A 13,842-nucleotide genomic window follows, 5' to 3' on the forward strand; every position below is an offset into this window, starting at 1 on the left:
CCCTGCACAGCGCGATCGGTCAGAAGTCGTCTTCGACTTCGCCATCCTTGACCTTGAACTCGCGGTTCTGCAAGTAGGCATTACGAATGAAGATGTACTTGTCGCCTTGGATCAGCTTCTCGGCCGACAACAGGCTGGCGCGGGTGTCGATCACGTCCAGGGCGAAGATCGAGTTGCGGGTCGGCACGTGGTCTATGTAACGGTAAGGCTTGGTGTAGGTGTCCGGGTACCTGGCCACGCCATCACGCACGGTGCTTGGGCCCAGCAGCGGGATGACCACGTACGGGCCACTCGGCACGCCCCAGTAGCCCAGGGTTTGGCCGAAGTCTTCGTCGCTGCGCTGCAGGCCCATCTTGGTGCCCACATCGAAGAACCCACCCAGGCCAAAGGTGGTGTTGACGATCAGCCGCGCAGTGTCCACGCCGGCTGCGTGGGGCTTGAGCTGAAGGATGTTGTTGGCCAGGTTGGTCACATCGCCCAGGTTACGGAAGATGTTGTGGATACCGTCTTCGAGAAACTGCGGGGTAACGGCCTCATAGCCCTTGGCCAATGGCTTGAGGGCATAGGTGTCTACCGTATCGTTGAAACGGAAGATCGGGCGGTTGACCGCTTCCCAGGGATCTTCCTCGGTGGCCGCCTGGGTGGCGGCCACGGGCGCCAGCAGCATGCTGGCACAGACACAGGCCTGGGTGACTCGATCGATCACACTGGCACCGATCCTACGCATAGATGTCTCTCCATCGGGTTTCTCGGCCGCCAGCGCAACGGGGCGCGTGGCGTTAAGGCGGCAGTATAGAGGCTTACGGGCTGTTAGACAGCTTTACACATTTTTGCTCAATATTTTGTGAACAACTGTTGCAGCAGACCCCACTGTCACAGCGCGGTAACAATCAGCCAATAGCCTGCGGCGTATTTGGGGACGCCGCCATGCACGCTACACCCGCCTTCACCGCTGTGCTGTTCGGCCTGCGCGGTTGCCTGGTACAGGCTGTCAACGGCGCACCCGCACCGGCCCCCGGTGCGCTGGCCATCCTCGCCAACCTGCATCAGCGCCGCGTACCCTGTATCTGGCTGGATGAGCTTGCCGACCCGCCAAGCCAGCGCATGACCCAGGTGCTGCCTGAGTGGCTACCAGGGCTTACGGTGACCGACCCGGGCTTGCCAGCACCCAATGCCTGCTGGCAAGCACTGATGCAGCTGGGCAGCCAACGCCTGGCAGGCTGTGTACTGGTCAGTGGCGACCCGCGGTTGCTGCAGGCGGGGCTCAACGCCGGGCTGTGGACGGTCGGCTTGGCCGCCTGCAGCCCACTGTGCGAACCCAGGTCCGACCAATGGCAAGCGCTGCCCCCTGCGGAACAGGACCTGGCGCGCGGCAAGGCGACCCTGGCGTTGTTCAGCCTGGGCGTGCATTCGGTGATCGACCACCTGGAAGCGCTGGATACCTGCCTGCAGGACATCGCCCGGCGCCGGGCCAAAGGTGAAAAACCCTGATACAGCCATGTTGACGCGGATCATGCAAAGCGCCGGCAGGTGGATTACGCTGAAAGCAGGCCAGAACCTTTGCCGCTTCGCTGAGGTCCATGGCTAGCCAAGCCATTGATGGAGAAAAGCCAATGCCTGCCCGCGAATTGCAAGAGCGCCTGAACACCTTGCGCGAGCAACTGGACCGTAACGTACCGCTTTCGGAAGAAGAGCTGGCCGCACTGCACGAAGAAGCGCGCCAGATCGAGGCTCAGCTGAAACTGGAGGAAGCTACCCCGGATAACAACCTGGTGGATGGCGTGAACCTGGCGATCGAGCGCTTCGAGGCCGAACACCCCGACCTTACCGCCACCCTGCGCAGCATTGCCAACTCGTTGCACAGCATGGGGATCTGACACCACGAAGGGGTGCATTGCACCCCTTCTGCGTTACCAGCCCTTACTGGCGAACCAGCCGCTGGTTATCCGGGCTGATGGCACCGGTGCTGCGGTACGGGTTGATATCCAGCCCCCCGCGGCGCACATACCGTGCATACACGGTCAGGTGCTCCGGCTGCAGCAAGTGCTTCAAGTCCAGGTAAATGCGCTCCACACACTGCTCGTGGAAGTCGGCATGCTGGCGGAAGCTGATCAGGTAGGTCAGCAAGCTGGCGTGGTCCAGCGCCCTGCCCTTGTACTCGACGACCACGCTGCCCCAGTCTGGCTGCCCGGTAACCGGGCAGTTGGACTTGAGCAGGTGGCTGTGTACGGTTTCTTCGACCACCCGCTCAGGGCTGCAGCGCAGCAGCTCTGGCTGCGGCCGTGCGTAGTTGCTGATGGCAACGTCCAACGCATCGATGCACAGGCCGGGCAACGCCACCACCCCCTGGGCCTCGACCTCTGCCAACGTGCGCACCTTCACCCCAACCGGCTTGCCCGCTGCTGCCGACAGGTCCTTCGCCAGGCATGCCTGCAGCTCGTCGAGGGTGGCGAAGACTGTCTGGTTCAACGAGTTTAGGTACAGTTTGAACGACTTGGACTCGATGATGTTGGGCGAATCGGCCGGAATGGCAAACTCGCCAATCGCCACCACGGGCTTGCCAGAAGGCAGCAGCCAGCTCAGCTCAAAGCAGTTCCAGTAATCCACACCGTGCCACGGCAAAGTCTGGGCGGTAACACCCAGCTCGGCCCACTTGGCGGTACGCGGGATCGGGAACAGTTGCTCCGGGGAGTAGGTAGCGACGTATTCGCTGGCTTTGCCCAGCGGGGAGTGTTCGGCAGCGGGATGCATGTAAACTGACCTGGAGGTTCGGAATTGCCCCTAGTCTACCGGTTTTGCACCCCGCCTTGCAGGCCCCGTCACTCGATGGTCAGCGCCCCGACCATGCCGGCCTGGTAGTGCCCCGGCACATTACAGGCGAACTCGATAGGCGCCGACTTGCGGAAGGTCCAGGTCAGTTCAGCGCGCTGGCCGGGCATCACCAGCACCGTGTTGCCGCCGCCGTGCGCGTGCCCACCGCCGTGATCCTTCATCTGTTCATGGCCCATCATTTGCCCATGGTCCATGCCCTGGTGGTTCATGCCTTCATTGAACAGCTTGCCTTGCATGGCAAGCATTTCCTTCTGGTGTTCGGCGTGCATGGCCTTGTCGCCCAGGTTGAATTCGTGTGGCAGCTTGCCTTCATTCACAAGCACGAAGCGTACGGTTTCGCCAGCTTTAACCTGCAGGCTCTTGGGCTCGAAGACGATATCCTTGAGTACCACCTCTACGGTGCGCGTGGCCTTGGCCGCCGGGGCTGGCGCGCCGAAGGCAAAGGTGCCGGCCTCGCCGGCTAGGGCCGGCAGGCTGGCCATGGCAAGGGTGGCGGCGATGAACAGGCGCTTCATGATGACTCCGGGAATACACGACAGGATGAAGCCACATTAGTCACCGCTGACTGGCAACTGGCTGACAGCAAGATTACAACTTTGTCAGGTTGGGCATGCAGACACATCGTCACGTATCATTTCAGCCACCCCTGCGGCTTAGGCACTGGGTGCGCCCGTTTCCACCGCCACCGCAAGCCAGCTGAAACCTTGGTACCTCTATGAAACTGCTGATCGTCGAAGACCAGGCCCGTACCGGCCAGTACTTGCGCCAGGGCCTGAACGAGGCCGGCTTCGCCACCGAACTGGCCAGCGACGGGGAAACCGGCCAGTTCCTTGCCCTGAGCGGCGACCACGACCTGCTGATCCTCGATGTGATGCTGCCCGGTCGCGACGGTTGGCAGATCCTGCAGGCCGTGCGCCAGGCCGGTCGGGATACGCCTGTGTTGTTCCTGACCGCGCGCGATGCCGTCGAGGACCGGGTGCATGGCCTGGAGTTGGGCGCAGACGATTACCTGGTCAAGCCATTCGCCTTTTCCGAACTGCTGGCGCGGGTGCGTAGACTGCTGCGCCGTGGCGCCAGCCCGAGCCAGGACACCAGCCTGAGCCTGGCCGACTTGCGCCTGGACCTGATCCGCCGCCGCGCCGAACGCGCAGGCAGCCGCATCGACCTGACCGCCAAGGAATTTTCCCTGCTGGAACTGTTGCTGCGCCGCCAGGGCGAGGTGCTGCCGAAGTCGCTGATTGCCTCACAAGTGTGGGACATGAACTTCGACAGCGACACCAATGTGATCGAAGTGGCAATCCGCCGCCTGCGCCTGAAAATCGACGACCCGCACCCCAACAAGCTGATCCACACCGTGCGCGGCATGGGCTATGTACTCGAAGAGCGGCCCGCGTGATGCGCCGGGTATCGCTCGGTAGCCGCCTGGCGCTGCTGTTCGCCGCCTGCACCGCCGCCGTTTCGCTGGGCGCCGGCCTGTTGTTCAACCGGGCCAGTGAGCAGCACTTCATCGAACTGGATCAACAACTACTCGCCTCACGGCTGTCGCTGCTGCGCACGCAACTGGCCGGCATCCATACCGCCGAAGCGCTGAAGGCGCGCCTGCCCGCCCTGCGCGAAGTGCTGAGCCATCAAGCCGACCTGGGCATGCGCATCAGCGGTGCCGACGGCACGCCCTGGTTCACCAGCCGCAGCGGCCTGCCGCCGGCAGTGCTGCCGACGGGGCTGGGCACCCAGCATGCCCAAGGGGCGGACTACCGCAGCCTGACCGCGCCCTTGGCGCCGGGCAGCCACGCATCGCCACAACTGGCGTTGTACCTTGATATCACGCACCACCAGCATTTCTTGCAAGGCATGCAGCGGCTGATCTGGCTGACCGTCGGCCTGTCGGCGCTGGCCACCGCGCTGCTGGGCGCCTGGGCGGCCCGCAGCGGTCTGCGGCCGTTGCGGCAAATGGGCCAGGTGGCCGCTGGCGTGTCGGCTCGCTCGCTCACCACCCGCCTGCCAGTGGCCCAGATGCCCGAAGAACTGGCCGAGCTGGCCAGCACCATGAACGCCATGCTGCAGCGCCTGGACGACGCGTTTCAGCGCCTGTCGGCGTTCTCTGCCGACATCGCCCACGAGCTTCGCACACCGCTGTCCAACCTGCTGACACACACCCAGGTCACCCTCACCCGCCCGCGCAGCCTGGAAGAATACCGTGAGGCCCTGCATGGCAACCTGGAGGAGCTGCAATGGATGGCGCAGATGATCAATGACATGCTGTTCCTCGCCAAGGCCGACCATGGGCTGCTCGTGCCTGGGCAAGCGCCACTGGCACTGCATGAGGAAGTGGATGCGCTGCTGGAATACTACGCACCGCTGGCCGAAGACGGCGACGTCCAGATGCTGCGCGAAGGTGAGGCCATGCTGCACGGCGACCGGCACATGCTACGCCGGGCTCTGTCCAACCTGCTGGATAACGCCCTGCGCTTTACCCCGGCAGGCGGGCAGATACGGGTGGCCCTGGCAGCGGGGCCCAGCATCAGCGTGGCCAATACCGGCGTGGCCATCGAGCCCGCGGCCCTGCCACGGCTGTTCGACCGCTTCTACCGGGTAGACCCGGCACGGCGCGAAGGCAGTAGCGAGCATGCCGGCCTGGGGCTGGCGATTACCCGGTCGATCGTGCAGGCCCATGGCGGCAGCATTCGCGCAGAGTGCTCGCAGGGGTGGACGCGCTTCGTGATCGAATTCACGTAAGGCCGTTGAAACAGGCTGCCTTGCAGCCCGCTGCGCAAGCCTTTCGCTGTGGCTCAAACGGCCAGGCCAATCGCCGGCTGCACCTGCGAAGCCCGGTAGGCCGGGTAGATGGTTGCCAGGAAGCTCATCACCAGGCCGGCGGTGCAGATCATCAGCACATCGCTCCCCTCCAGCTGCGACGGCAAACTGCTGACAAAGTACACATCCGAGGTGAAGATGTGCTGCCCGCTCACCCGCTCCAGCCAGCCGACGATCTGGCTGACGTTCAGCGCGGCAATCACGCCCAGCACCCCGCCAATCAGCGTGCCGACAATACCGATCAGGCTGCCCTGGACCATGAACGTACCCATGATCTGCGCTGGCGTGGCGCCCAGGGTGCGCAAAATGGCGATGTCCGGGCCTTTGTCGTTCACCACCATCACCAGGGTGGCGATGATGTTGAACGCCGCCACTGCAATGATCATCATCAGCAACAGGCCGATCATGGTCTTTTCCATCTTCATCGCACTGAACAGGCTGCCCTGGGTGTGGGACCAGTCATCGGCACGGTAGGCATCGCCCAGCCCGGCGGCGATGGCCTTGGACACCTGCGGCGCGGCGTACAGGTCGTGCAGCTTCAGGCGCACGCCTTGCACCTGGCCCGGCGCCCAGCGCTGCATCTGGCCAGCATCGGCCATATGGATATAGGCCTGCGAGCCATCCAGTTCGGCGCCGACCTTGAAAATGCCGACCACGGTCAGGCGCTGCATGCGCGGGGTGATACCACCCGGCTCCTTGCTGATTTCCGGCACGATCAAGGTCAGCTTGTCGCCGGTATTCAGGCGGAAACGGCGGGCCGTGAGCTCACCGATGACCACGCCGAACTCACCGGGCTGCAGGTCCTGCAAGCGGCCCTGGACGATGTGCTGGCCGACGATGGAGACCTTGCTCTCCTCGGCCGGGTCGATACCACTCACCTGAATCGGCTGCATCGCGCCCTTGTACGAGAGCATGCCTTCCATTTCGGTAATGGGCGCGGCGGCCATCACTGCCGGGTTCTGCAGCGCCGCATCGGCAACCTGGTGCCAGTCGCCCAGTGGCTGCACACCAAGGATGGCGGCATGCGGCACCAGGCCCAGGATGCGCGAGCTCATTTCGCGCTGGAAGCCGTTCATCACCGACAGCACCACGATCATCGCCAGCACGCCCAGCGACAGGCCGATCATCGAGGTCATGGAGATGAACGAGATGAAGTGGTTGCGGCGCTTGGCTCGGGTGTAGCGCGCGCCGATGAAAATGGGCAAGGGTCTGAACATGTACGAAATCACCCAATGAAAACAGGAAAACGGGGCAACGCCTGTTACCCCGTACAGTCGCTCAGATCGCCACCAGGTGGCCGTCGTCGAGCTTCAATACACGGTCCATCTGGCGCGCCAGGCTGAGGTCGTGCGTTACCACCAGAAACGCTGTGCGCGAAGCATTGGACAGCTCCTGCATCAACTCCTGAATACCCTGGGCAGTATGGTGGTCGAGGTTGCCGGTAGGCTCGTCGAGCATGACTAGGCCAGGGCGGTTGACCAAGGCCCGGGCAATGGCCACACGCTGGCGCTCGCCACCCGACAGCTCAGCCGGCTTGTGGTTCAGGCGGTGGCCCAGGCCTACGCGCTTGAGCAGCGCTTCGGCCCGCTCGCGGGCCTCCGGGATGGGCGTGCGGCCGATCAGCAACGGCATGCACACGTTTTCGATGGCGGTGAATTCCGGCAGCAAATGGTGAAACTGGTAGACGAAGCCCAGCTCACGGTTGCGCAGCAGGCCGCGGGCACGCTCACCCAGCGCCGACAGCTCTTCGCCCGCCAGCCAGACGCTGCCCTGGGTGGGCCGGTCAAGGCCGCCCAACAGGTTCAGCAAGGTGCTCTTGCCAGAGCCCGAGCTGCCGACAATGGCGATGCGCTCACCGGCATGCAGCTCCAGGTTGAGGCCGGACAGCACCTGTACCGACTCCGGGCCCTCGTCGTAGGACTTGCCCAGGTTGCGGCAACTCAGAACGGCTTTATCACTCATGCGCGACTCACTCATAACGTAGCGCCTCGGCAGGCTGGGTGCGGGCCGCACGCCAGGCCGGGTACAAGGTGGCGAAGAAACTCAGGACCAGCGCCGCGCCACAGACCATGTACACGTCCTGGGCCTGGATCTGCGATGGCAGGTAATCGATGAAATACACGTCGGCATTGAGGAACTTGTGCCCGATCAGTTTCTCGATGCCGGCGATGGCGGCACTGACATTCAATGCGGCAAGAATGCCGACCACGGCGCCGATCAGGGTACCGATCACCCCGATCACCGTGCCCTGGACCATGAAGATGAGCATGATTTGCCCGGGCGTCGCGCCGAGGGTGCGCAAGATGGCGATGTCGCCACGCTTGTCGTTGACCACCATCACCAGCGTGGAAATGATGTTGAACGCGGCCACCGCCACGATCAGCAGCAACAGCAGGCCGATCATGGCTTTTTCCATGCGGATCGCCTGGTACAGGTTACCGTGGGTACGGGTCCAGTCGCGGCTGTAGAACTCCTGGTCACCCAACTGCTGGGCGATGCTCCAGGCCACCCGCGGCGCCTGGAACAGGTCGTCGAATTTCAGGCGCAGGCCCTGCACCTGGTCGGGCTTCCAGCGGTGCAGGCGCGACAGGTCGCTGATGTTGGTCAGGCCCAGGTAGCCGTCGATCTCGCCCGCGCCAACGTGGAAGGTGCCGACCACAGTGAAGCGCTTCATGCGCGGGAACATGCCGGCCGGGGTCACGCTGACCTCGGGGGCAACGAAGGTGAGCTTGTCGCCGATGGCCACACCCAGCTTGGCCGCCGCCTTGTCACCGATCATGATCCCCCACTCGCCCGGCGCCAACTGGTCCAGACGCCCCTGCAAGACAAAGTTGTCGATGATCGACACCTCGCGCTCGCGGGCCGGGTCGATGCCATTGAGCAGCACTTTCTGCACCTTGCCATCATGGGTCAGCAGGCCCTGCATCTGGGTGAACGGCGCAACCGCCACCACCTGCGGATTCTGCTTTACTTGTTGGGCAAGGGCCTGCCAATCGGCAATGGGTTGGCCGCTCTCCAGCGTGGCATGCGGGATCATGCCCAGCACGCGGGTACGCATCTCGTGGTCGAAACCGTTCATCACCGACAGCACCACGATCATCACCACCACGCCCAGGGCGAGGCCGATCATCGAGGTCAGGGAAATGAACGAGACGAAGTGATTGCGACGTTTGGCACGGGTATAACGCGTACCGATAAATGCGAAAAGAGGTCTGAACATGTCGGGGCTTGTTCGGATGAAAGGGAACGTCCTTGTGGCGAGGCGCCTACGGCGGCTTTACACTCGGACCACCGCCGCTACCTTGGGTTCGCCATGACGACATTAGACGAAGAAGATCGCCGCGAATACTACCGCATCGACGATCGGATCGCACTTCAAATAAGCCCCCTCAGCGCGGCCGAAGCCCTTGACCCAGATGTATTGCAAGATGATTCCCCACTGTTCAACCTGCTCAGCGAGCTGCACCTGTCAGACTTCGAGGCGCAGCACCTGCTGCGCCAGCTGAGCGACAAGGACCGCACGCTGGCCGCCTTCCTGCGTGCGCAGAACAAACGCCTCGACCTGCTCAGCGCAGTGGTTGCCCAGACCCTGCTCGGCGCAGTCGGGCAACCCCAGCCAGTGGTCATTTCCGAAGGCGGTATCGAATTTACCCAGCACAACCCGCTTGCCCCCGGCACCCGGGTCAAGGTGAAAATGGTGCTGATGCCACGTGCCCACGGCCTGCTGCTGCGCGGTAAAGTCACCCACTGCGACCAGCGCCCGGGGGGCGGCTACGACGTCGGCACCGAGTTCATCGACATGACCGACGCCCAACGGCAACTGCTGGCCCGTTACATCCTGCAGCGCCAACAGCAGCAACGGCGCCAGCAACTGGAACAGAACAGCCCTGCATCCTGAACCTGTTTTCTCTGATCTGAAGGAACGAACGTGACCCTGATCTACGGCCATCGCGGCGCCAAGGGCGAAGCACCCGAAAATACCCTGACCAGCTTCCAGCAATGCCTGGCACACGGCGTGACCCGCTGCGAACTGGACCTGCACCTGTCAGCCGACAACCAGCTGATGGTGATCCACGACGCCACCCTCAAGCGCACCACCGGCCGGCGCGGCAAGGTGGTCGAACACCCGGCCGCCGACCTGGTCAAGGTCGATGCCCGCAAGGGCGGGCCAGGCCACGTGCAGCCCTGCCCGATTCCCACGCTGGAAGAGCTGTTCCAGAAATGCCCGTTCGAGCACTGGCAACTGGAGGTGAAAAGCGCCTCGCGCACGCGCGCTGCCACCACCGTTCTGGCCATCCGCGAGCTGGCCCAGCAGTACGGCTTGCTGGACAAGGTCACCATCACCTCCAGCTCGCGCGAAGTACTGGGTGCAGCCCAGGAGCTGGTGCCAGACGTGAAACGTGGGCTGGTGGCGGAGTACGCCTGGCTCGACCCGTTGAAGGTCGCCCAGAACTACGGCTGCGACTTGCTGGCCCTGAACTGGACGCTATGTACCCCAGAACGCCTGCTCAAAGCACAGGCCCAAGGTTTGCACGTGTCGGTGTGGACGGTCAACGAGCCGGCACTGATGCGCCGGCTGGCTGACTTTGGCGTGGACAGCCTGATTACAGACTTTCCCGGTTTGGCCAAGACCACCCTCGGGCAGGGTTGAAATCGGTCTCTCCGACCGGCTCAGGCCACCGGTCGGAGCCGCTCAAAAAAGCCGGTTCAGGCCGTCGTAGGCAGCTACCCGGTAGGCTTCGGCCATGGTCGGGTAGTTGAACGTGGTGTTGACGAAATACTTCAGGTTGTTCTGCTCACCTGGCTGGTTCATGATCGCCTGGCCGATGTGGACGATCTCCGAGGCCTGGTAGCCGAAGCAGTGAACACCCAGGATTTCCAGGGTTTCGCGGTGGAACAGGATCTTCAGCATGCCTTGCGGCTCGCCGGCAATCTGCGCTCGCGCCATGCTCTTGAAGAACGCCTTGCCCACTTCGTACGGCACCTTGGCCTGGGTCAGCTCCTGCTCGTTCTTGCCGATCGAGCTGATTTCGGGAATGGTATAGATGCCGGTCGGCACGTCATTGACGAAACGCCAGCTGCCGTTGTCTACGATGCTGCCAGCGGCCGAGCGGCCCTGGTCATGGGCGGCACTGGCCAGGCTTGGCCAGCCGATCACGTCACCGGCGCCGTAGATGTTCGGCACGGTGGTACGGTAGGCCTCGTCGACCTCGATCTGGCCCCGGCTGTTGACCTTAATGCCAATGTTCTCCAGGCCCAGCTTGTCAGTGTTGCCGGTACGGCCGTTGCACCACAGCAAGGCGTCGGCCTTGATCTTCTTGCCCGACTTCAGGTGCAGGATCACACCGTTGTCCAGGCCTTCGACGCGCTCATAATCTTCGTTGTGGCGCACGGTGATGTTGTTGTTGCTGAAGTGGTAGCTCAGCGCCTGGGAAATTTCCGAGTCGAGGAAGCTCAGCAACTGGCCGCGGTTGTCCACCAGCTCTACCAGCACACCCAGGCCACTGAAGATCGAGGCGTATTCGCAACCGATCACACCGGCGCCGTAAACGATCAGCTTGCGCGGGGTGTGGCTGAGGCTGAGGATGGTATCGCTGTCGTAGACGCGCGGGTGGTGGAAGTCGATGTCGGCCGGGCGGTAGGGGCGCGAACCGGTCGCGATGATGATGTGCTTGGCATTGAGCTTTTCCACCACGCCGTTCGAGCACACCACTTCCACGGTCTGCTCGTCGGCAAAACTGCCGGTACCGACGAACACGTCAACGCGGTTGCGGGCGTAGTAGCCCGTGCGCGAAGCCACCTGCTTGGCGATGACCTTCTCGGCGCTTTTCAGCACGTCCGGGAACGAAAACCAACGCGGCTCGCCAATGGCACGGAACATGGGGTTGGTATTGAACTGCATGATCTGCCGCACCGAGTGACGCAGTGCCTTGGACGGGATGGTGCCCAGGTGGGTGCAGTTACCACCGACCTGGCGACGGTCATCGACCATCGCAACCTTGCGCCCTGCTTTGGCGGCGTTCATTGCCGCGCCCTCACCGGCCGGGCCGGAACCCAGCACCACTACGTCGTAGTTGTAGACAGCCATGCGTACTCCTTCAGAACTGGCCCGCAAGCCACGGTCGCTCGCGGGACGCGATCATGCCGCCGGGGCGCCATGAGAAAATTCGGGTGCAGTCTAATCAAGCGTGAACGCCGCGCACATTAACCCTTGGTCGCGTCGTAGGCCAATTTCGCCCGCACTACATATGCTTTACCGATCCCTGGCGGCAATCATCCCTGCTTGCGCTTTCACTCGCCTTTCACCGCCTGCGCAAACGCGGGCGTAGCTTGGAAGACGCAGCCACCCCCGGGCCGAGTCACCCGAACGGCGGCACGGTCATGCGCACCGGGCGCCGGACACGGGCATCGAAAGGGGGTGCCAATAGCGCCGGCCATTGTCCTCGAAATAGTGCCGCTCGTCATCCGAGCCCAAGTGATTTACCGGGCGTACGCACCTGCAACGGCCGCAGGAACATGAAAAGCAGGCAAAAAAAACGGGAACCCGAAGGTTCCCGTTTCTTCATTGCCTTACACGTGAATCAGCGTGGGAACGCAGGCGGGTTCACACCGGCCATGTCTTCCATCACGCGAACCACCTGGCAGCTGTAACCGAATTCGTTGTCGTACCACACGTACAGAACAACACGGTTGTCATTGGCGATGGTCGCTTCAGCGTCCACCACACCGGCGTGGCGCGAGCCCACGAAGTCGGTCGACACCACTTCCTGCGAGGCAACGTAGTCGATCTGCTTGTGCAGCTCCGAGTGCATTGCGGTCTGGCGCAGGTACTCGTTGATTTCGTCGCGAGTAGTGGCCTTTTCCAGGTTCAGGTTGAGGATGGCCATCGAAACGTTCGGTGTAGGTACGCGGATGGCGTTGCCGGTCAGCTTGCCCTTGAGCACTGGCAGTGCCTTGGCAGCAGCGGTGGCGGCACCGGTTTCGGTGATGACCATGTTCAGCGGCGCGGCGCGGCCACGGCGGCTGCCCTTGTGGAAGTTGTCGATCAGGTTCTGGTCGTTGGTGAACGAGTGAACGGTTTCGACGTGGCCGTTGACGATGCCGTACTGATCGTTGATGGCCTTGAGCACCGGCACGATGGCGTTGGTGGTGCAGGAAGCCGCCGAGATGATCTTGTCATCGGCCGTGATATCGCCGTGGTTGATGCCATGCACGATGTTCTTCAGCGCGCCCTTGCCAGGCGCGGTGAGGATCACGCGGGCAGCGCCCGGGCAGGCCAGGTGCTGGCCCAGGCCGTCGGCATCACGCCATACGCCGGTGTTGTCGACGATCAGCGCGTTTTCGATACCGTACTGGGTATAGTCGACTTCGCTGGGGTTCTTGGCGTAGATAACCTGGATCAGGTTGCCGTTGGCGGTGATGGTGTTGTTGGCTTCATCGATGGTGATGGTGCCATCGAACGGGCCATGCACCGAGTCACGGCGCAGCAGGCTGGCACGCTTGACCAGGTCGTTTTCGGCGCCCTTGCGCACAACGATAGCGCGCAGGCGCAGGCCGTCGCCGCCACCGGTCTTCTCGATCAGGATGCGCGCCAGCAGGCGGCCGATGCGGCCGAAGCCGTACAGCACCACATCAGTGCCTTTGCGCGCCGAAGCGTTCTGCTGGCCAACCACTTCGGCCAGCTCTTCACGGACGAACTGCTCGGCAGTGCGGCCATTGCCTTCCTGCTTGAACTTGTTGGCCAGCTTGCCCAGGTCGACCGAAGCGGCGCCCAGTTTCAGCTCGCTCATGGCTTTGAGCAGGGGGAATGTCTCGTGGACGGACAGTTCGGTTTCGTCGGTTTGGCGATGACGCGCAAAGCGGTGCGCCTTGAGGATCGAGATAACCGAACGGTTGATCAGGCTGCGGCCATAAATCGAGCTCACCACATTGTTGTTGCGGTAGAGCTGACCGATAAGCGGGATCATCGCTTCAGCCAGGGCTTCACGATCGATCCACTCACCAAGACACTGGTCGGGCTTCTGAGTCACGGGAACCTTCCACATGTAGGGACAGAAAAAAGGGGCTACATTATGACGCCCCAACACAGAACCGGCAATGAGCGCCTGTCGCAGTGAGCCAAGCCAGCATTCATGCCCTTTGGAGCCTGACAGCCGGCACCGTCACCGGTACAATCGGTCTCTTTGCCGCAACGCT

The 13,842-nt window shown here is 62.9% G+C and carries 14 protein-coding genes and 1 pseudogene; 6 read left to right on the top strand and 9 right to left on the bottom strand.

Annotated elements, in window-relative coordinates; translation table 11 throughout:
• Positions 1-19: 19 nt before the first annotated feature.
• The gene (locus GEV39_RS16425; RefSeq protein ID WP_173890472.1) at positions 20-727 is read right to left on the bottom strand and encodes an MlaA family lipoprotein; all 708 of its coding nucleotides are present in this window, start codon (positions 725-727) and stop codon (positions 20-22) included.
• 200 nt (positions 728-927) lie between these two features.
• On the opposite strand from GEV39_RS16425, the gene pcrP reads away from it, so the two are divergent.
• Together pcrP and GEV39_RS16435 are read left to right on the top strand one after the other, a co-directional pair.
• Entirely contained in the window at positions 928-1,491 is a 564-nt protein-coding gene (gene pcrP, locus GEV39_RS16430) for an HAD superfamily inactivated hydrolase PcrP (RefSeq protein ID WP_173890474.1), read from the top strand.
• Between the two features lie 122 nt (positions 1,492-1,613).
• Complete coding sequence (locus tag GEV39_RS16435; protein ID WP_009686300.1) at positions 1,614-1,877, top strand: DUF4404 family protein; 264 nt, start codon at positions 1,614-1,616, stop codon at positions 1,875-1,877.
• A 43-nt stretch (positions 1,878-1,920) separates the two neighbouring features.
• On the opposite strand, the gene queF is transcribed toward GEV39_RS16435, so the two are convergent.
• Together queF and GEV39_RS16445 are read right to left on the bottom strand one after the other, a co-directional pair.
• Positions 1,921-2,751 (bottom strand): NADPH-dependent 7-cyano-7-deazaguanine reductase QueF, encoded by an 831-nt coding sequence (queF, locus tag GEV39_RS16440; RefSeq protein ID WP_173890476.1) that lies wholly within the window; start codon positions 2,749-2,751, stop codon positions 1,921-1,923.
• Between the two features lie 68 nt (positions 2,752-2,819).
• A complete protein-coding gene (locus GEV39_RS16445; protein ID WP_173890478.1) occupies positions 2,820-3,347 on the bottom strand; it encodes a cupredoxin domain-containing protein in 528 nt (175 codons plus the stop codon).
• 200 nt (positions 3,348-3,547) lie between these two features.
• Between GEV39_RS16445 and cinR the strand changes: the two genes are divergently transcribed.
• Both cinR and GEV39_RS16455 read left to right on the top strand, forming a co-directional pair.
• Entirely contained in the window at positions 3,548-4,228 is a 681-nt protein-coding gene (cinR, locus tag GEV39_RS16450) for a two-component system response regulator CinR (protein ID WP_173890480.1), read from the top strand.
• Complete coding sequence (locus tag GEV39_RS16455; RefSeq protein WP_173890482.1) at positions 4,225-5,568, top strand: heavy metal sensor histidine kinase; 1,344 nt, start codon at positions 4,225-4,227, stop codon at positions 5,566-5,568. The genes cinR and GEV39_RS16455 overlap by 4 nt, the downstream gene beginning before the upstream one ends.
• Positions 5,569-5,621: 53 nt before the next feature.
• Here GEV39_RS16455 and GEV39_RS16460 read toward each other — a convergent pair whose 3' ends face one another.
• The 3 genes from GEV39_RS16460 to GEV39_RS16470 all read right to left on the bottom strand — a co-directional run bounded on the left by GEV39_RS16460 (position 5,622) and on the right by GEV39_RS16470 (position 8,866).
• Positions 5,622-6,863 carry a lipoprotein-releasing ABC transporter permease subunit gene (locus GEV39_RS16460; protein ID WP_173890484.1) on the bottom strand — a complete coding sequence of 414 codons (1,242 nt, stop codon included), beginning with the start codon at positions 6,861-6,863 and terminating at the stop codon, positions 5,622-5,624.
• A gap of 61 nt (positions 6,864-6,924) precedes the next feature.
• The gene (gene lolD / locus GEV39_RS16465) at positions 6,925-7,608 is read right to left on the bottom strand and encodes a lipoprotein-releasing ABC transporter ATP-binding protein LolD (RefSeq protein WP_173890486.1); all 684 of its coding nucleotides are present in this window, start codon (positions 7,606-7,608) and stop codon (positions 6,925-6,927) included.
• Positions 7,609-7,615: 7 nt separating this feature from the next.
• Positions 7,616-8,866 (bottom strand): lipoprotein-releasing ABC transporter permease subunit, encoded by a 1,251-nt coding sequence (locus tag GEV39_RS16470; RefSeq protein WP_173890487.1) that lies wholly within the window; start codon positions 8,864-8,866, stop codon positions 7,616-7,618.
• 93 nt (positions 8,867-8,959) lie between these two features.
• Here GEV39_RS16470 and GEV39_RS16475 point away from each other — a divergent pair, with 93 nt between their 5' ends.
• Complete coding sequence (locus GEV39_RS16475; protein WP_173890489.1) at positions 8,960-9,544, top strand: PilZ domain-containing protein; 585 nt, start codon at positions 8,960-8,962, stop codon at positions 9,542-9,544.
• A gap of 30 nt (positions 9,545-9,574) precedes the next feature.
• Positions 9,575-10,297, top strand: a complete 723-nt coding sequence (locus tag GEV39_RS16480) for a glycerophosphodiester phosphodiesterase (RefSeq protein WP_173890491.1) — start codon at positions 9,575-9,577, stop codon at positions 10,295-10,297.
• Positions 10,298-10,339: 42 nt separating this feature from the next.
• Here GEV39_RS16480 and sthA read toward each other — a convergent pair whose 3' ends face one another.
• The 3 genes and pseudogenes from sthA to GEV39_RS16490 all read right to left on the bottom strand — a co-directional run bounded on the left by sthA (position 10,340) and on the right by GEV39_RS16490 (position 13,691).
• Complete coding sequence (gene sthA, locus GEV39_RS16485; protein ID WP_173890493.1) at positions 10,340-11,734, bottom strand: Si-specific NAD(P)(+) transhydrogenase; 1,395 nt, start codon at positions 11,732-11,734, stop codon at positions 10,340-10,342.
• A gap of 203 nt (positions 11,735-11,937) precedes the next feature.
• A pseudogene (locus tag GEV39_RS26575) lies at positions 11,938-12,145 on the bottom strand (FAD:protein FMN transferase); the annotation flags it as partial.
• Positions 12,146-12,227: 82 nt separating this feature from the next.
• A complete protein-coding gene (locus tag GEV39_RS16490) occupies positions 12,228-13,691 on the bottom strand; it encodes a glyceraldehyde-3-phosphate dehydrogenase (RefSeq protein WP_173890495.1) in 1,464 nt (487 codons plus the stop codon).
• Positions 13,692-13,842 lie beyond the last annotated feature (151 nt).

The organism is Pseudomonas sp. NY5710 (genome assembly GCF_013305665.1).
GTDB lineage: Bacteria > Pseudomonadota > Gammaproteobacteria > Pseudomonadales > Pseudomonadaceae > Aquipseudomonas > Aquipseudomonas juntendi.